The 18457-nt window shown below is 73.0% G+C and carries 14 protein-coding genes; 3 read left to right on the forward strand and 11 right to left on the reverse strand.

From position 1 onward, the window contains the following. Positions 1 to 84 precede the first annotated feature (84 nt). From D450_RS0100005 to dnaG, 3 genes are all read right to left on the reverse strand, one after another. On the reverse strand, positions 85 to 1428 hold the full coding sequence (locus D450_RS0100005; RefSeq protein WP_394296807.1) for a glycoside hydrolase family 18 protein: 1344 nt from the start codon (positions 1426 to 1428) through the stop codon (positions 85 to 87). A gap of 177 nt (positions 1429 to 1605) precedes the next feature. After that, a complete protein-coding gene (rpoD, locus tag D450_RS0100010; RefSeq protein WP_017536626.1) occupies positions 1606 to 2754 on the reverse strand; it encodes an RNA polymerase sigma factor RpoD in 1149 nt (382 codons plus the stop codon). A gap of 71 nt (positions 2755 to 2825) precedes the next feature. After that, positions 2826 to 4718: a DNA primase gene (gene dnaG, locus D450_RS0100015; RefSeq protein WP_017536627.1), complete on the reverse strand. Its 1893-nt coding sequence runs from the start codon at positions 4716 to 4718 to the stop codon at positions 2826 to 2828. 133 nt (positions 4719 to 4851) lie between these two features. Between dnaG and D450_RS0100020 the strand changes: the two genes are divergently transcribed. The 3 genes from D450_RS0100020 (at position 4852) to D450_RS0100030 (ending at position 8088) form a co-directional block, all read left to right on the forward strand. Next, positions 4852 to 6201 (forward strand): extracellular solute-binding protein, encoded by a 1350-nt coding sequence (locus D450_RS0100020; protein ID WP_017536628.1) that lies wholly within the window; start codon positions 4852 to 4854, stop codon positions 6199 to 6201. 121 nt (positions 6202 to 6322) lie between these two features. Next, on the forward strand, positions 6323 to 7177 hold the full coding sequence (locus tag D450_RS0100025; RefSeq protein ID WP_017536629.1) for a carbohydrate ABC transporter permease: 855 nt from the start codon (positions 6323 to 6325) through the stop codon (positions 7175 to 7177). Then, positions 7174 to 8088, forward strand: a complete 915-nt coding sequence (locus tag D450_RS0100030; protein WP_017536630.1) for a carbohydrate ABC transporter permease — start codon at positions 7174 to 7176, stop codon at positions 8086 to 8088. Before D450_RS0100025 ends, D450_RS0100030 begins: the two co-directional genes overlap by 4 nt. A gap of 95 nt (positions 8089 to 8183) precedes the next feature. Here the strand turns inward: D450_RS0100030 and mmsB are convergent, their stop codons facing one another. The 8 genes from mmsB to D450_RS0100070 form a co-directional block, all read right to left on the reverse strand. Continuing rightward, positions 8184 to 9545 (reverse strand): multiple monosaccharide ABC transporter permease, encoded by a 1362-nt coding sequence (mmsB, locus tag D450_RS0100035; RefSeq protein WP_017536631.1) that lies wholly within the window; start codon positions 9543 to 9545, stop codon positions 8184 to 8186. Further along, positions 9542 to 11146: a sugar ABC transporter ATP-binding protein gene (locus D450_RS0100040; RefSeq protein ID WP_017536632.1), complete on the reverse strand. Its 1605-nt coding sequence runs from the start codon at positions 11144 to 11146 to the stop codon at positions 9542 to 9544. Before D450_RS0100040 ends, mmsB begins: the two co-directional genes overlap by 4 nt. Beyond that, on the reverse strand, positions 11143 to 12270 hold the full coding sequence (gene chvE / locus D450_RS0100045) for a multiple monosaccharide ABC transporter substrate-binding protein (protein WP_017536633.1): 1128 nt from the start codon (positions 12268 to 12270) through the stop codon (positions 11143 to 11145). Before chvE ends, D450_RS0100040 begins: the two co-directional genes overlap by 4 nt. Before the next feature lie 25 nt (positions 12271 to 12295). Next, positions 12296 to 13819 (reverse strand): arabinosylfuranosidase ArfA, encoded by a 1524-nt coding sequence (gene arfA, locus D450_RS0100050; protein WP_017536634.1) that lies wholly within the window; start codon positions 13817 to 13819, stop codon positions 12296 to 12298. A 106-nt stretch (positions 13820 to 13925) separates the two neighbouring features. Continuing rightward, positions 13926 to 14948 (reverse strand): arabinan endo-1,5-alpha-L-arabinosidase, encoded by a 1023-nt coding sequence (locus D450_RS0100055; protein WP_017536635.1) that lies wholly within the window; start codon positions 14946 to 14948, stop codon positions 13926 to 13928. Positions 14949 to 15035: 87 nt separating this feature from the next. Beyond that, on the reverse strand, positions 15036 to 15932 hold the full coding sequence (locus D450_RS0100060) for a carbohydrate ABC transporter permease (protein WP_017536636.1): 897 nt from the start codon (positions 15930 to 15932) through the stop codon (positions 15036 to 15038). Next, positions 15929 to 16888, reverse strand: coding sequence for a carbohydrate ABC transporter permease (locus D450_RS0100065; protein ID WP_017536637.1), 960 nt, complete (start codon positions 16886 to 16888; stop codon positions 15929 to 15931). Before D450_RS0100065 ends, D450_RS0100060 begins: the two co-directional genes overlap by 4 nt. 164 nt (positions 16889 to 17052) lie before the next feature. Beyond that, positions 17053 to 18366 (reverse strand): ABC transporter substrate-binding protein, encoded by a 1314-nt coding sequence (locus D450_RS0100070; RefSeq protein ID WP_017536638.1) that lies wholly within the window; start codon positions 18364 to 18366, stop codon positions 17053 to 17055. Positions 18367 to 18457 lie beyond the last annotated feature (91 nt).

Here is an 18457-nt window from a genome sequence, read left to right on the forward strand (position 1 = left end):
GTCCTGGCGTCCGGCAAGCGGCCCCGAGCGGGGCACCAGCCGTCCCGTCGTTGCCACCGTTCCCGGGCCTCTCGCAGCCCGGGGTCAGTCCTCTTCCAGGGACTCGTCCATCGCCTCGACCAACTCGGCGTCGGGGTCCATGTCCAGGTTCCACAGCATCAGGCCGCCCAGCTCCTCGCGGCGCACGTACTCCCCCTTCATCCGGACGATCTTCGGGGTGTCGTAGGTCCACCACTCATCGCCGTCGTAGAGCCAGTACGCCCCGTGAACCGGGTCGAAGAAGCGCTGCCCCGGGCGGTCCCGCAGGTCGCCGTAGGAGTCGGTGGCCTCCCCGTAGTCACCCTCGGCGGGCCCCTGGGCCGGGGCGTAGCGGCCGAACCCCTCCGGGGAGACGCCGGACCAGCCGCGCCCGAACCCGGGGAAGCCCAGCACCAGCTTGTCCGCCGGCAGCCCGTGGCCGAGCAGCTGGCGCACCGCCCGGTCGCTGCTGGGATCGTCGTCGTCCCCGGTGGGCGCGTACAGCTGCGAGTGGTGGTCGGTGGTCCTGCTCCACGACCCTGTGAAGTCGTAGCCCTGGACCGTGGCGAAGTCGATGGAGGCGAACACCTCGGGCTCGTAGCTCGCCTCGATGATCTCGGCGTCGTTGGCCAGCGACGCCGACAGCGCGTACTCCTCGCCCGTCTCCTCCTCCAGCGCGTCCAGCTGCCGCCGGAACTCCTGCACCACCAGGGTGAAGTTGCGCGGGTCGTCGGGGTGCTCGACGTTGTCGGGGTGGCCCGACCCGCCGGGCCACTCCCAGTCCAGGTCGATGCCGTCGAAGACGCCCGCGGCCGCGCCCTGCCCGCCCTGCGGCTCGTCGTTCATCCGCGGCAGGTTCCCGCGGATCCACAGGTCGATGCAGGAGGCGACGAACTCCTCCCGGGACTCCTCGGTGCGCACCGCCCGGGAGAAGTAGGTGGAGGTGTTCCAGCCGCCGAGGGAGATGGAGGCCGCGAGCGAGGGGGTCTCCTCGCGCAGCTTGCGCAGCTGGTTGAGGCTGCCGGCGAGCTCCTGCTCATAGGTGTCGGCCTCGCCGTCCACGCTCTCCCCCGCCTCGTAGCGGCGCTGGTAGATCTCCCAGGGCTGGTCGGCCTCGGGGTCGATGAAGCACCGCCCCTCCTCGCTGACCTCGCCGAAGGCCCACATCAGGCGGGTGATCCGGTCGGCCGCGCCGCTGTCGCGCACGTCCTTGATCGAATAGCCGCGGTTGGCCGTGTTCCAGTCGGCGAAGTAGGCCAGCCTGCGGAGCCCGTCCTCGCCCACGGGCGACCCGGTGTAGTCGACGACACGGGTGAACGCGCCGAAGAACAGGGTGCCGAGGGCCACTGCCGCGACGACACCGATCAGTACCCGCCCCTTGCGGGGCGCCGTCTGCCGCTGCGCTGACATCACCTAGAAAGGTAGCCCCAGCCCCCGGCGCGGATGACACGGACCGGCGCACACGGCCACATCAGGCCGAACCGCCGGGATCGGGAACCCGGCGGCGACGCCGGTCGTTCGCCCTCCGCGCCCCGGCCCACGGCCGGCCTCCGCGGCCGGTCCGAGCGGTCGGTCCAGGTGGTGCGGTCAGTCCAGGTAGTCGCGGAGCATCTGCGCGCGCGAGGGGTGGCGCAGCTTGGCGAGGGTCTTGGACTCGATCTGGCGGATGCGCTCGCGGGTCACCCCGAACTCCCGCCCCACCTCCTCCAGGGTGCGCGGGTGCCCGTCGGCCAGCCCGAAGCGCAGCTGGATGATGCGCTGCTCGCGGTCGGACAGCCCGCCCAGCAGGTCCACCAGGTGGTCCTGGAGCATGATGAAGGCGGCCGCCTCCACCGGGACCACCGCGTCGGAGTCCTCGATGAAGTCGCCGAAGTCGGAGTCCTCCTCCCCGATGGGGGCCTGGAGCGACACCGGCTCCTGGGCGATGCGCTGGATCTCCTGGACCCGCTCGTCACCGCACCCGAGCTCACCGGAGAGCTCGGCCGGGGTGGGCTCGCGCCCCAGTTCCTGGTGGAGCTGGCGCTGGACCCGCATCAGCTTGTTGATCGTCTCCACCATGTGCACCGGGATGCGGATGGTCCGGGCCTGGTCGGCGATGGCCCGGGTGATGGCCTGGCGGATCCACCAGGTCGCGTAGGTGGAGAACTTGAATCCCTTGGTGTAGTCGAACTTCTCCACGGCGCGGATGAGCCCCAGGTTCCCCTCCTGGATCAGGTCCAGGAAGAGCAGGCCCCTGCCGATGTAGCGCTTGGCGATCGACACCACCAGGCGCAGGTTCGACTCGATCAGGCGGCGCTTGGCGCGCTCGCCTTCGCGGACGATGGCCTCGAGGTCCTCGGCCGACCCGGCCGCCGTCTGGGCGGGTACCGGACCGGCGCGGGCCCGGCGCAGCTTCTCCGCCGCGAACAGCCCGACCTCGATCGATTTGGCGAGTTCGACTTCTTCTTCTGCCGTCAGGAGCGGAACGCGTCCGATCTCGCGCAGGTAGATGCGCACCAGGTCGCTGGTGGGCGCCCGGCGGCCGAGGTCGGCCGCGGCGGCCTCCTCGGCGGCCGGGTCCACGACGTCGACCCCCTGCTGGGCGAGTCCGCGGACGACCTGGTCCAGGGAGTCCGGGGAGATGTCCAGCCGTTCAAGCGCCGTGGCGACGTCGGCCACGGTGACCGGTTCCCCGGATCCGGAGCCCGCCACCAGGTGCGCCACCTGCCGGACCGGAGGCGTTTCGCTGGGCAGCACCGATAGAGCCACTCCTACAGTGTGCCCGCTCGTGCAGCCGAATAGAGAGAACCAGTATTGTCACCCCGCTGCTACCCCGCCCCGGCGATACGCTCGCGCACCGCGCGTTTGCGCTGGCCGGCGGCGAGGAGCTCGGCGAAGACGCGGTTGTACTCCTCGGCGTCGGCGGCGGGGTCGAGCCGGGCCAGGCGCGATTTCAGGTTTGCCTCGGCCCGATTGGCGGAATGAACGAGAATCGTGTCGATGATGTTCCGGGCGTAGCGCTCGTCGAGCTCGCCGTCGACCTCCACGCGTTCCACGGCCAGTTCGGTGACGAAGGAGCGCAGCGCCTCGCCGGGCGCGGCCTCGCGCAGCCGCGCCGCCCACTGCGCCGGGTCGTCGGCGGCCGCCACGCCCCCCTGCTCCCGGAGCAGCCCGAGCACCGCACGGTGCTGGGGCACGCTGAAGGCGTCCTCGTCCAGCTCGTCGAAGCCGGAGGCCAGCCCCGGCGCCTGGATCGCGATCTTCAGCGCCTGGCGCTCCCGCTGCAGGGAGGGGTCGCGCAGGTCGTAGGGGGCGGACTGGGCGGCGCCGGCCGACGCGGCGGGCGCCGGGGCGGTCCGCGTGCGCCCGCCGGCGCGCCCCGCGGTGCGGGCGCCGCGCGCGTGCTGCTCGACGCGGCGCTGCACGAACTCCTCGTCCATGAGGCCGAGCCAGCGGTCCAGCTCGACGGCGTAGACCTTGCGCACCCCCTCGTTCCGGATGCCCGCAACGATCTCGGCCCCGGCGTCGAGCGCGGCGATGCGCCCCTCCACGGTGTCCAGGTCGTAGCGGGCGATGACCTCGCGCACCATGAACTCGTACAGCGGCTTTGCCTCGTCGATGAGGTGCTCGACCGCCTCGGTGCCCTTCTGCAGCCGCAGGTCGCAGGGGTCGAGGCCGCCGGGCTCGACCGCGACGAAGGTCTGCCCGGCGAAGTTGTGCTCCTCGGCGAAGGCGCGCACCGCGGCCTTGCGGCCCGCGGCGTCCCCGTCGAAGGTGAAGACGACCTTGGCCTTGGTGTGGCCGCGGTCGAACAGGATCCGGCGCAGCAGCTTGACGTGGTCCTCGCCGAAGGAGGTGCCGCAGGTGGCGACCGCGGTGGGCACCCCGCTCAGGTGGCAGGCCATCACGTCGGTGTAGCCCTCGACGACGACCGCCCGGCCCTCCCGGGCCATCTCGCGCTTGGCCATGTCCAGCCCGTAGAGCAGGTGGCCCTTCTTGAAGATGGGGGTCTCGGGGGTGTTGAGGTACTTGGGGCCGTCGTCGGATTCGGAGAGCTTGCGGGCGCCGAATCCGACGGTCTCCCCGGTGACCTCGCGCACCGGCCACACCAGCCGGTCGCGGAACTTGTCGTAGGCGCCGCGCCGCCCCTGGCCGCCCAGGCCCGCGGTGACGATCTCCTTGTCGCTGAACCCCTTGGACCTCAGGTGGGAGGTGAGCGCCTCCCACCCGCCGGGGGCGTAGCCGACGCCGAACTGCGCGGCGTGGGACCCGTTGAAGCCCCGGTCGGTGAGGAACTTCCGGGCGTGCCGGGCCTCGGGGGCGTGCAGCTTCTCGGCGTAGAACTCCTGGGCGATGCGGTGCGCCTCGATCAGCCGCTGCCGCTGCCCCTGGTCGCCGCGCTGGGTGTAGCCGCCCTCCTCGTAGCGGAGCCGTACCCCGGCCTTGGCGGCCAGGGCCTCCACGGACTCCACGAAGGAGATGTGCTCCATCTCCTGGACGAACGTGATGACGTCCCCGCCGACCCCGCAGCCGAAACAGTGGTAAAGGCCCCTCGAGGGGGTGACGTTGAAGGACGGGGACTTCTCGTCGTGGAAGGGGCACAGGCCCTTGAGCGACCCGCCGCCGGCGTTGCGGAGCTGGAGGTACTCCCCGATCACTTCGGCGATGGGCGAGCGCTCGCGCACGAGGGCGATGTCTTCGTCTCTGATCCGTCCTGCCACGGACGCCAGGGTAGTCCTCGCCCGTGACTCCGGGCGCACGGGCCTCAGGGGGCCGTGGATCGGGCGGGCCCACTCGTGCGACATTCGAGTGGCGCACCTCACACGGTCGGGGTGCGGGACGAGGAGGTGGCCGATGAAGCGGGCACCGGCGGCCGCGGCCGCCCTGCTCCTGGCCGCGCTCCCGGCGGCGGCCGGGTGCGAGGGGAGCGGGCGCGATCCCGGCACGGTGAAGGTCGTCTACCAGGATTTCGGCGCGTTCCGGGCGGCGGACGCGATCATGCGCTCCGTCAAGGAGGAGTTCGAGGCGGCCGACGAGGGCGTGACGGTCGAACTGCACCCGATCGAGGCGCCGGCCGAGGAGTACCAGACCCAGGTCAACCTGATGAACCGGTCGGCCGCCGAGGCGCCCGACATCCTCTATGAGGACAGCTTCACCATCAACCAGGACGTCGAGGCCGGCTACCTGCACCCGCTGGACGAGTACTGGGAGTCCTGGGAGGACGCCGACCAGTACAGCGAGCAGGCCGACGCGGCGGTGACCGCGCGGGACGGGTCGCGGTACGGCGTGATGCTCGGCACCGACACCCGGGGCCTCTGGTACAACCGCACACTCCTGGAGCAGGCCGGGGTCGGGGTCCCCTGGGAGCCGGAGGACTGGGACGCAGTGCTGGAGGCGGCCCGGGCGGTGCAGGAGGAGTTCGGCGACGAGGTGACCGCCTTCAACCTGTTCGGCGGCACCCCGGCCGGCGAGGTCTCCTCGATGCAGGGCTTCCAGATGCTGCTCACCGGGACCGGGGACCGGCTCTACGACGAGGACGCGGAGAAGTGGACGGCCGGGTCGCAGGGGTTCACCGACGCCCTGGAGTTCTACGACACCGTCTACTCCGAGGGCCTGGCCCTGGACACCCGGGACATGCTCAACGCCAACGCCCCCACCCTCAACCTGGAGGAGCGCATGCCCCAGGGGGAGATGGCCATCAGCCTCGACGGGTCGTGGGCCACCCAGACCTGGATCGAGGAGGGCGCCAGCCCCTGGCCCGAGTGGGAGGAGGAGATGGCCTTCACCGCGATGCCCACCCAGGACGGGGCGGACCCCGGCGCCACCAGCCTGTCCGGCGGATGGACGCTGGCCATGGGCGCGAAGACCGCCGACCCGGACCTGGCCTGGGAGGTCATGGCGACGGCGCTGAACAAGGAGAACGCCACCGAGTTCGCGGTGCGCGGCGCGCAGATCCCGGTCCGGGCCGATGTGGCCGAGTCCGAGGAGTACAGGGAGCGCTCCCCCATCGTCGAGGAGGCCAACGAGCTGGTGGAGGTCACCCACTTCCGCCCGGCCTACGCCGAGTACCCGCGGGTCTCGCTGGCGGTCCAGGAGGCCACGGAGCAGGTGCTGCTGGGCGAGGCGACACCGGAGGAGGCCGCGGCCGCCTACGACCGGGAGCTGGCCGAGATCGTGGGTGAGGACCAGGTCACCGGTGGGTGAGGACACCGGGGAAGGCGGTGGGCGGCAGGAGCGACGGGTCCAGCGGACTGCGCCGCGCAGCGGCCCGAATGAGGGCGGGGGTGGGCGACGGGTCGGGAAGGGGACCACCCCCGCGCCGGGGGTGCGGGTGCTCCCGGTCCTTCCGGCCGCCGTGCTGCTGCTGGCGTTCTTCGCCGCCCCGGTGGTGTGGACGGTGTGGGCCTCCTTCACCGATGCCGCGCTGACCGGGGCGGGGGCGGCGCGGACCTCCTTCGTCGGGCTCGCCAACTTCGAGCGGCTGTTCACCGACCCCGACGCCCTGCGGGCGACCCTGCTCACCGCCGTGTTCCTGATCGGGTCGGGGATCGTGGGGCAGACCGTGCTGGGCATGCTCCTGGCCCTGCTGATGCAGGGCCGCCGCCCGTGGGTGCGCACGGTCGTGGGCGGCATCGTGGTGGGCGCCTGGGTGCTGCCCGAGGTGGTGGCCGGGTTCGTGTGGGCGGCGTTCCTGGAGCGCGAGGGCACCCTCAACCGGATGCTGGAGGCGCTGGGGGCGCCGCAGCAGGCGTGGCTGACCGCCCTGCCGATCCTGGCGGTGATCCTGGCCAACACCTGGAAGGGCACCGCCTTCTCGATGATGGCCTACTCGGCCGCGCTGTCGGAGGTGCCCACCGACCTGAAGGACGCGGCACGGGTGGACGGCGCCGGGCCGCTCGGCGTGGTCCGGCACGTGGTGCTGCCGCTGCTGCGCCGCACCGTCGCGGCCACCCTGCTGCTGGTGACCCTGCAGACGGTGCAGGTGTTCACCCTGATCTACGTGATGACCGCCGGCGGTCCGGCAGGGCGCAGCACCACCCTGCCGCTGCTGATGTACACCGAGGCGCTGCGGCTGGGCGACATCGCCTACGGCACCACGGTCGCCCTGGCGCTGCTGGCGGTGGCCGCCCTGTTCTCCGCGGTCTACCTGCGCACGCTCCGCCCCGAGGAGGTCCGATGACGGCGCGCTCCCCGGCCGGCCGCCGCACGGCCCGCCCCGTCCGCCCCGTCGGCACGGCCCGGCCCGCCCGGCGCGCCTGGACGGTGGCGGCGCCCCGGCGGGCGGCCGCCGCCGTGCTGGTGCACACACTGCTGGCGCTGCTGGCCGCGGCCTTCGCGCTCCCCGCGCTGTGGCTGCTGGCGGCCTTCGACGCCGACGCCTCGGCACGGGCCCGGCTCCCGGCCGAGCCGACGCTGGAGCACTTCGCCTCGGTCGCCACCGCCGACACCCTGTTCGTCCCGCTGGGCAACTCGCTGTGGATCTGCGGCGGCGCGGCGGTGGTGACGGTGGCGGCCTCGGTCCTGGCGGCCTACCCGCTCTCCCGCTTCCAGCTGCGGTTCGGCCGCCCGTTCCTGTACACGGTCCTGTTCGCCACGGGTCTGCCGATCACCGCGATCATGGTGCCGGTCTACGGCCTGTTCTCCCGGGTGGGGATGGTGGACTCGCGCTGGGGGGCGATGCTGTTCCTGGCCGCGGCCGGGCTGCCGTTCGGGATCTGGCTGACCAAGAGCTTCATGGACGGCATCCCGGTGGAGCTGGAGGAGGCCGCCTGGGCGGACGGGGCCTCGGCGCGGCAGTCGCTGCTGCGGGTGGTGGTGCCGCTGGCGCTGCCGGGCCTGTCCGTCGTGGGCGTGTTCACCCTGGTGCTGGCCTGGGGGAACTTCTTCGTGCCGTTCGTGCTGCTGCAGTCCCCTGAGCGGCTGCCGGCCGCGGTGCGGATCTACACCTTCTTCGGCCAGTACGGCTCGATGGACTACGGCCCGCTGGCGGCGTACGCGCTGCTGTACACCCTGCCGGTGGTGCTGCTCTACGCCGCCGTCTCGCGCTTCCTGGGCGGCGGGTTCTCCCTGGGAGGCGCCATGAAGGGGTGACCCCCTGCCGGGCGGCCGCGTCGGCCCGGACCCGTCGTCCGGGCCCGAGCCGACGCGCACGGCGGGGGCCCGNGGGGGCCGGTGTGCGGATCCGGCTAGAGCGTCGGGCGGACCTCCGCCCCCCGTCCCGTGCCGCGGCCCGATTCGTCCCCGGCCTGACGGGCGGGGTCCCCGGATCCCTCGGCGGCCTCCGGCCCCCCGGTGCCGTCGCCCCCGGAGGACCCGCCCCCGCCGCCGCGGGCCCCGAGGGCCGCGCGGAGCCGGCCGAGGCCGGAGGCGAGCAGCCCCTTCTTGCCCAGCACGTCGAAGGCGACCGCGATGAGCAGCACCAGGCCCTTGATCGCCTGCTGCCAGTCCACGCCCAGCCCGATGATCGACATGCCGTTGTTGAGCACGCCCATGACCAGGGCGCCGACCACCGCGCCGACGACGGTGCCCACACCGCCCGAGGCCGACGCCCCGCCGATGAAGGCGGCGGCGATCGCGTCCAGCTCGAACATGGTGCCCGCGCCGGGCGCGGCGAGGTTGAGCCGGGCGGTGAACACCAGCCCGGCCAGCGCCGACAGCGCCCCCATGTTCACGAACACCCAGAACACGGTGCGCTTGGTGCGCACCCCGGACAGCTCGGCGGCCTTGGGGTTGCCGCCGGTGGCGTAGACCCGGCGGCCGGGCACGGTGGCCGCCATGAACAGCGCGTATCCGGCGATGAGCACCAGCAGCAGGGCGCCGACCACGGGGATCCCGCTGTGCAGGGCGAAGGCGGTGCACAGGGCGAGCACCGCCGCGGCGGCCAGCGCCTGGACGGCCAGCGCCGCGGGGGCGGGAACGACCCTGATCCCGTGCCGCAGGGCCCGGGCGCGGGAGGCGCGCAGGCCGGCGACGACCAGGGCCGCCACCGCGGCCCCCAGGGCCAGCGGGACGATGTCGACCCCGGCGACGTCGAAGCCCGGCACGAACCCGGTGGCCAGCGTGCGCGCCGAGGACGGCAGGTCGCCGACCGACTCGCCGCCGAGCACCAGCAGCGTCAGGCCGCGGAAGACGAGCATCCCGGCCAGGGTGACGATGAACGCGGGCAGCCCCACGTAGGCCACCCAGAACCCCTGCCAGGCGCCGATCAGGCCGCCCACCAGCAGCGACAGCGGCAGGACCAGCAGCAGGGGCAGGCCCCATTCGGCCAGCATGATGGCGGACACGGCGCCGGTGAAGGCCACCACCGACCCCACCGACAGGTCGATGTGCCCGGTGATGATCACCAGCATCATCCCCACGGCGAGGATGAGCACGTAGGAGTTCTGCAGGACCAGGTTGCTGACGTTGGCGGGCTGCAGCAGCAGCCCGCCGGTCAGGATCTGGAACAGGACGACGATCAGGGCCAGGGCGATGACCATGCCGTACCGGCGGGCGTTGCCGCGCAGCACCGCGCGCACGGAGGCGGCCCCGCCGGCCGCCGCCCTCACCGGCCCCCCTCGCGCGCCCCGCCCGCGCGGGCGGTGGGTCCGGGCGTGCCCGGCGCGCCGGTCATCAGCGTCATGAGTGCCTCCTGGTCGGCTTCGTCGGCGGGCAGGCAGCCGGTGATCCGCCCCTCGCACATGGCGTAGACGTGGTCGCACATGCCCAGCAGCTCGGGCAGCTCCGAGGAGATGAGCAGCACGCACGCCCCCTCGGCGGCCATCGCCCGCACCGCCTCGTAGATCTCGTACTTGGCGCCCACATCGACGCCGCGGGTCGGCTCGTCGAGGATGAGCAGTTCGGGGCGGGTGTAGACCCACCGGCCGAGCACGACCTTCTGCTGGTTGCCGCCGCTGAGCTCGACCACCGCCTGCCCGGTGTCCCGGCAGCGCACCCCCATCCGGGTGCGCAGCTCCTCGGCCGCGGCCTGCTCGGCGGCGGCGTCCACCACCCCGGCCCGGCCGAGGCGCCCGAGCCCGGCCAGCGTCAGGTTGGTGCGCACCGGGTCGTCCAGCACCAGGCCGAGCTCCTTGCGGTCCTCGGGCACGTAGGCGATCCCGGCGGCGACGGCCTCGGCGGGGTGGCGCGGGGCCACGGGCGCGCCGTCCTTGAGCAGCGTCCCGCGCACGTAGCGCCCGTAGGCCCGGCCGAACAGGCTCATGGCCAGCTCGGTGCGGCCGGCGCCCATCAGCCCGGCGAGCCCGGCGACCTCCCCCGCCCGGACCTGCAGGTGGGCGCCGTCGACGATGCGGCGGCCCCGCTGCACCGGGTGGTCCACGGTCCAGTCGCGCACCTCGAAGCGGACCGGCCCGGCGCCGCCGGGCGGGCCGGGGTAGCGGTGCTCCAGGTCCCGGCCGACCATGCCGCGGATGATGCGGTCCTCGGTGGCCTCGCCGCGGGCCGCGTCCAGGGTCTCGATGCTGCGGCCGTCGCGCAGCACGGTGATCCGGTCGGCGACCCGCGTCACCTCGTCGAGCTTGTGGGAGATGAGGATGGAGGCGATGCCCTGCTCTTTGAACTCCAGCAGCAGGCGCAGCAGGGCGTCGCTCTCGGCCTCGTTGAGGGCGGAGGTGGGCTCGTCGAGGATGAGCACCCGCACCTGCTTGGCGATGGCCTTGGCGATCTCCACGAGCTGCCGGCGGCCCACGCTCAGCTCGCCCAGCGGGGTGGAGGGGTCGACGTCCAGGCCGACCCGCTCCAGCAGGGCCCTCGACCGGGAGACCGACGCCTCCTGGTCGACGAAGGACAGTCCGAGCCGCCGGCGGGCGCGCTCGTTGCCGAGGAACACGTTCTCGGCGACGGTGAGCTGCGGGACCAGGGCCAGCTCCTGGTGGATGATGGCGATGCCCGCGCGCTCGCTGTCGGAGGTGGAGGCGAAGCGGCGCTCGTCCCCTTCCACCTCCACCCGGCCCTGGTAGGAGCCGTGCGGGTGCACCCCGCTGAGCACTTTCATCAGGGTGGACTTGCCGGCGCCGTTCTCCCCGGTCAGGGCGTGGATCTCGGAGGGGCGGACCTCCAGGTCCACCCCGTCCAGCGCGACCACGCCGGGGAAGGTCTTGCGGATGCCGCGCATCCGCAGCACCGGCGGCCCCTCGGTCGGAGCGGTCATTTCAGGTCCGACTCCTCGTAGTAGCCGCTGTCGATGAGGACCTCCTCGTAGTTGGAGGCGTCCACCGAGACCGGCTCCAGCAGGCGGGCCGGCACCACCTTGGCGCCGTTGTCGTAGGTCTCGGTGTCGTCGACCTCGGGCTCCTCGCCGCGGGCCAGCGCGTCGGCCATCTCCGCGGCGGAGTCGGCCAGGGCCCGGGTGTCCTTGAACACCGTCTGGGTCTGCTCCCCGGCGATGATCGACTTGACCGACGCCGTCTCGGCGTCCTGGCCGGTCACCACCGGCAGCGGCTTGTCGTCGGTGCCGTACCCGGCGCCCTTGAGGGAGGAGATGACGCCGGTGCTGATGCCGTCGAAGGGCGAGAGCACCGCGTCCAGCTCCCGGTCGGAGTAGTGCGCGCCGAGCAGGTTGTCCATCCGGTCCTGGGCGACCGCGCCGTCCCAGCGCATGGTGGCGATCTGGTTCATCTCGGTCTGGCCGCTGGGCACCTCCAGCACGCCGTCGTCGATGTAGGGCTGCAGGACCGACATGGCCCCGTCGTAGAAGTAGTAGGCGTTGTTGTCGTCGGGGGAGCCGCCGAACAGCTCGATCGCCAGGGGGCCCTCGGCCTCGTCCAGGCCGAGCTCCTGGGCGATGTACTCGCCCTGGAGCACGCCCACCCCGAAGTTGTCGAAGGTGGCGTAGGCGTCCACGCCTTCGCTCTCCATGATGAGCCGGTCGTAGGAGAGCACCGGGATGCCCGCGTCCTCGGCGGAGCCCACCACCTCGGTCAGGGCCTCGCCGTCGACCGGGGCGACCACCAGGACGTCGACGTCCTTGGTGATCATGTTCTCGATCTGGGCGACCTGGTCCTCCACCACGTCCTCGGCGTACTGCAGGTCGGTGCCGTAGCCGGCCTCCTCCAGGGAGGCGACCATGTTCTCGCCGTCCTGGACCCAGCGCTCCCAGGACTTGGTGGGCATGGAGATGCCGACGGTGCCGCTCTCGCCCTCGGGCCGGGCGGCGTCGCCGACGCCCCCGCAGGCGCCGGCGGCCAGGGCCAGGGCGGCCCCCAGGGCCGCGGCCCGTACGGTGCGCCCTGTGCGCCCTGTGCGCCCTGTGCGGTTCTCGCTCATGGCGTTCATCGCTCTCGCCTCCTCGGTTCAGGGGTCAGGCCTGCGGCCCGGTGAGTTCCACGCAGGTCCAGGAGACCGGCGGCAGGACCGCCGTCAGGCGCCCGCCGTCCAGGCGCACGTCCTTGTTCTCCTTGAGGACGACCCGCTCGGGGTCGTCGGCGGTGTTGGCGGCGTACACGTCGTCGTCGGCCAGGGTGAGCGCGGAGGCCGCGGCCATGCCGTCCAGCCCGCGCAGGTCCGCCGCGACCTCCATGGGGGTGTCGGTGGAGCGGTTGACCAGGAACAGGGCGGCCCGTCCGGCGTCGCGGTCGTAGGTGGCGGCGGCGTCGAGCAGCGGCACCTCGCCGTAGAGCGCGGTGTCGTGGCGGGGCGCGGCGGGCTCGACCCGCAGCACCTGCCCGCGGGCCGCGGCGGCGGTGCGGGCGAAGGGGTGGAAGGTGGTCTGGCGCCAGGCCCGGCCGCCGGGCTCGGTCATGATCGGCGCGATCACGTTGACGAGCTGGGCCTGGGATGCGGCGGTGACCCGGTCGGCGTGGCGGAGCAGGCTGTTGAGCATGCCGCCGACCACGACGGCGTCGGCCACGTGGTAGCGGTCCTCGATGACGCGCGGGGCCACCGGCCAGTCGGTGGGCGGGTTCTCGGCCTCCTCGCGCTGGAACCGGCTGAGGTACCACACGTTCCACTCGTCGAAGGAGAGCATGATCTTCTTGGAGCTCTTGCGGCGCGCCCCGACGTGGTCGGCGGTGGCCACGACCTCCTCGATGAAGCGGTCCATGTCGGCGGGAGCCGCCAGGAAGCTGCGCAGGTCGCCGTCGTACTCCTCGTAGTAGGCGTGCAGCGAGACGAAGTCGACCTCGTCGTAGCACTCGCCCAGCACCTCGGCCTCCCAGGCGCCGAAGGTGGGCATGGAGCGGCCGGAGGAGCCGCAGGCCACCAGTTCCAGCCCGGGTTCGGCGGTGCGCAGGGCGCGGGCGGTCTCGGCGGCCAGGCGCCCGTACTCGCGGGCGGTCTTGTGTCCCAGCTGCCAGGGGCCGTCCATCTCGTTGCCCAGGCACCACATGCCGATCGCGTGCGGGTCGGGGGCGCCGTTGGCGATGCGCCGGTCGCTCAGGGCGGTGCCGCCGGGGTGGTTGGCGTACTCGTGCAGGTCCAGGGCCTCCTGGATGCCGCGGGTGCCCAGGTTGACGGCCATCATCGGCTCGATGCCCAGGCCGCGGGTCCAGCGCATGAACTCGTCGAGGCCGAACTGGTTGGTCTCGGTGCTGTGCCAGGCCAGCTCGCGGCGGACGGGCCGGTCCTCCTTGGGGCCGACGCCGTCCTCCCAGCGGTAGCCGGAGACGAAGTTGCCGCCCGGGTAGCGGACGGTGGTCACTCCGAGCTCGCGGACGAGCGCGGCGACGTCGCTCCGCAGCCCGTCGGCGTCGGCCGCGGGGTGGTCGGGTTCGTAGATGCCGGTGTAGACGCAGCGGCCCATGTGCTCGACGAAGGAGCCGAAGAGCCGGCGGTGGACGGGCGCCACGGCGAATGCGGGGTCGAGGGTGAGTTCGGCCTTGTGCACGCGGTGTCCTCTCTGGGGCGGGTCGGTGGGGCCGGTGGCCCCGGGGGCGGCCCGCCGCCCCCGGGGCGGTGCTCCCGCGGCGGGGAGCCGGGGCTGCGGGCGGGGGTCAGTGGGCCAGGACGGGCCAGCCGTCCCCGGTCCACCGCACGCGCTCGATTCCGAGGCGGAAGTCGCCGGGGGTGCCGTAGGGCCCGTAGGTGTGGTAAGCGATGCGGCCCTCGGACAGGGACTGGCCGCCTGCGGCGACGTCCCCGCCGCGCTCGGCGAGGATGACGGTGCCGCCGCCCTCGGTCATGGGCACGCCCTCGGCGTCGGTGAAGGGGCCGGTGGGCGAGTCCGAGCGGCCGACGGCGATCTTGTAGGTGCTGTCGGTGCCCTGGCAGCAGGCGTCGAAGGAGACGTAGAGGTAGTAGTCGCCGCCGTGCTCGGCGATGTAGGGGGCCTCGATGCGGTTGGCGCCCTCGCGCCGGTCAGCGATCCTGAACGGCTGCGCGCCGTCCGCGGGCTTCCCGTCGGACCAGGTCAGGGGGAGCATGTAGATGCCTCCCCAGTGCGACCCGAAGGCCATCCACGGGTTCCCGGACCCGTCCTCGACGATCCCGGGGTCGATGGCGTTGTAGGGGTCGCCCTCGTGGCTCTCGAAGACCTTTCCGCGGTCGACCCAGGCGTAGTCGGGGTCGTCGGGGTCGAGGGTGGTGTTGGTGGCCAGGGCGATGACCGAGCGCTGGGAGCCGAAGGTGGAGGCGGAGTAGTACAGGTAGTAGGTGCCGTCGTGCTCGTAGACCTCGGGCGCCCACAGGTTCTCCACGCCCGGGACCTCCTCGGAGAGCCAGGCGGGCTTGGTGTCCCAGACCGTGCCGGCGTTCTCCCAGTGGTTGCCGTTGGCCGAGGTGCGGATCTGGACGTTGCCGTCGCCGACGGCCTGGTCGCCGGTGCCGAAGACGTACCAGTCCTCCCCCGGGCCGCCGGCGACCAGGGCCGGGTCGTGGACGCGGACGTCGCCGGTGAGCGGGGGCGGAGGGGCGGACGAGGGGGCCGCGGGGTCCGCCGCGGCCTGCTGGGTGGTCGCGCAGGCGGCCAGGACCGCCAGGGCCGCGGCGACGGCCGCGGTCGTCGGGGTGCGGGGCATGGGGGGTACCTCCGGTGGGTGTTTCGGGGTGCGGGTCGGGGCCGGGGGTCGAGGACAGGGGCGTCGGGGGCGGGCGGGCCGGTGCGGCTACTTGAGGCCCGCGTCGGTCACGCCCTTGACGATCTGGCGCTGGAAGAGCATGAAGACGGCGATCAGGGGCGCCGCGCCCAGCACGGCGGCGGCCATCTGCTGGGCGTACTGGATCCCGTAGGCGCCCTGCACGGTGCCCAGGCCGACCGGGACCGTCATCAGCGCGGGGTCGGTCGTGGCCACGAAGGGCCACAGGAAGTTGTTCCAGGCCTGGACGAAGGTGAAGATGCCGACCGCGGCGAGGATGGGCCCCGACATCGGCAGCACGACCGAGACCAGCACCCGCAGGTGCCCGGCGCCGTCGAGGTGGGCGGCCTCCAGGTAGTCGTGCGGGATCGCGTCGAAGAACCGCTTGAGGATGAAGATCATGACCGGGGCCACCACCTGCGGCAGCGCCACACCCCAGTAGGTGTCGACCATGCCCAGCAGCCGCATCTGGTCGAACAGCGGCACGATCAGCACCTGCGGGGGCACCATGATGCCCGCGATGAACAGCAGCAGCAGGGCGTTGCGGCCGCGGAAGGAGGTGCGGGAGAAGGCGTAGGCCGCCAGGGCGCACAGCACCAGGGTCAGCACGGTCACCAGGGTGGAGATGACGGTGCTGTTCAGCAGCCACTGCTGGATGTCGCCGCGCGCGATGACCTGGCGGTAGGCCTCGACCGTCGGCTCGATCGGCAGCCAGCGGATCGGCACCGCGGTGGTCTCGGCCTCGGGCTTGAAGGAGGTGAGCAGCGCCCACACCAGGGGCAGCAGCCACAGCACGGCCAGGACGAGGGCGGAGACGGTGGCGGCGGCCCCCGTCGGGGAGATGCGCCGCCGGCGGCGGGGCGCGGCCGCCGCGGGGGCGGGTGCGGGTGCGGCGGCGGGCGCCGGGGTCGCGGTCGGAGCGCTCATGCGGTGTTCTCCTTCCTGGTGAACAGCCAGAACTGCAGGACGGAGACGGCGATGATCACCGCGAAGAACAGGTAGGAGATCGCCGAGGAGTAGCCGATGCGCAGGTTGGTGAAGCCGCTGTCGAAGATGTAGCCGATGATCGGGCGGGCGGCGTAGTCCGGCCCGCCGGAGCCGTTGGTCATCAGGTACGCCTGGTCGAACAGCTTGAGCGAGGCCACCATCTGCAGCAGCACCACGATCGCGGTGGTGCGGTTGAGCAGCGGCAGGGTGATGCGGCGGAACCGCTGCCAGGCGCCGGCCCCGTCCAGCGAGGCCGCCTCGTAGACCTGGCCCGGGATGCCCTGCAGCGCGGCCAGGTAGAGCAGGTAGTTGAAGCCGACCGTCCACCACACGGTGGTGCCGGCGATGGCGAGCAGCACGGTGCCCTCGTCGCCGAGCCAGTTCACCTCGGGCAGGCCCGCACCGGTCAGGACGCCGTTGAGCATGCCGAACCCGGGCTGGTAGATCCACACCCAGATCAGCGAGACCACCGCGACCGGCAGCAGGAAGGGCGAGAAGAAGGAGAAGCGCAGGAACCAGCCCACGCGCACCGCCCGCTGGGTCAGCACCGCCATCAGCAGCGCGACCGCCACCAGCGGCGGGGTGGTCATCAGGGTGAACAGCAGGGTCGTCCACAGCGACCGCCACACCATGGGGTCGGCGGCCATCTCGGCCCAGTTGTCCAGGCCGACGAACGAGGGCGCGGCCCCGGTCAGCGAGCGGTCGGTGAAGCTGGTCCACAGCCCGGCGCCCAGCGGCCAGAGCAGGAACACGGCGAAGAGCAGGGCGAAGGGCAGGGCCAGGGCGGGGCCTGCGAGGTCGGCGCGGCTGCGCGCGCGCCGGGGCGGGGAGCCGGTGGCGGAGGTTCCGTGGGGGTCGGATCTGCTCGCCTGGCCCGCCGTCGGGGGTGCGGTCATGGCGGACTCCAAGGTCGCGGAAGCGTGCCTGAGGGGGTGGGCCCCTCGCGGGGCCGGGCCCGGCCGGGCCGGGGGCGGTGGCGGGGGTGCGGGCCGCCGGTCGTCAGGGGGTGCGGGGTGTCGGTTCGGGCCCCGCCGTTCGGGGCGCCGGGGGGTGCGCGGGCTCAGGCCGGGGGCGGGGTGTCGATGAGCTTCTGCACCGCGCGCTTGAAGCTCTCCAGGGTCTGCTCGGGGGTGGACGAGCCGTTGTGCACTCCGGCCATGACCGAGTTGGCCTCGGACATCAGGGCCGCGGCCGACCCGCTGAACCAGGCGTCCGGGTCGAGCTGCACGTTCTCGGCGGCCGCGCGGTACTCCGACTGCGGCTCCAGCGCCGCGTAGTCCTCGCTCTCCACCACCGGGAGGTAGGCGGGGGTGTGGCCCCCGCCGGCCCAGACGAGGCTGTTCTTCAGCATCCAGGCGGCGTAGGCGACGGCGGCCCGGACGGCCTCGTCGTCGCGGTCGCGCCGCTGCGGGAGGACGAACACGTGGGAGTCGCCCTGGCCGAGCTCGTCGCCGAAGACGCCGGGGAAGGGGCGCATCCCGAAGTCCATGCCGGCGTCCTGGAAGGTGGGCAGCTCCCAGTTCCCGGCCAGCATCAGCCCGGCGATGCCGTTCTGGAAGTTGGCCGGGGTCGCGGGGGCATCGGAGGCCTCGGGGGCCAGGCCCTCCTGGCTGACGCGGCGCAGGAAGTCCAGGCTCTGCAGCGCCTTGTCGTCGTCGATGCCCAGCTCGCCCTCCAGGGTCATCTCCCCGCCCAGCTGGCGGTAGAGCGACCAGAACTGGCGCCAGGCCCCGGTAGTGTCCATGACGATGCCGTACTGCCCGGTGACCTCCTTGACGGCGGCCAGCACGTCGAACAGCTCCTCGACGCCGGAGGTGCGCACCAGGGTGCCGTCGGACTCCAGCACCCCGGCCTGCTCGCAGACCTCCCGGTTGTAGTAGGTGACCACCAGGTGGGTGTCGAGCGGGATCGCGTACAGCTGCCCGTCGACCGTGGCCTTCTCCCACAGGGAGGACCGGACGGTCTCCTCGGTGATGCCGAACTCGGCGAGCACGTCGCGCGGGACCGGGTCGATGAGGGTGCCGGCGCCCATGCCCTTGACCCGGGACAGGTGCAGGGTGCCGATGTCGAACGAGCGGCCGCCGGCGGCGCCCATGGCGAACTTGGTGTAGTAGGGGTTGCCCCACAGGTAGGTGGTGGGGCGCAGGTCGTACTCGGGGTGCTCGGCGGCGAACCGCTCGTGCATCTCGACCATGCGCGCCCCGTCGCCCCCGGTGAACAGGTTCCACTGGCGGATCGGGGTGCGCGCACCGGTCTCGACGGCGGTGCCGGCGCCGCAGCCGGTCAGGGCCAGGCCGGCGGCGGCGAGCCCGCCGGCCAGCAGCGAGCGGCGGCCGATGCCGGGGGGAGGGGCCGAAGGCGGGTCGACGTTCATGGGGTGCTCCTGGGACGTCGCGGAGTCAGGGGGGAAGGGTGGGCGCCGCCGCTCCCCCGCGCGGAGGGCGGCGCCGTCGGAGGGGCGTCGG

The sequence above is a fragment of the Nocardiopsis halophila DSM 44494 genome, from assembly GCF_000341245.1.
GTDB classification, from domain to species: domain Bacteria; phylum Actinomycetota; class Actinomycetes; order Streptosporangiales; family Streptosporangiaceae; genus Nocardiopsis_A; species Nocardiopsis_A halophila.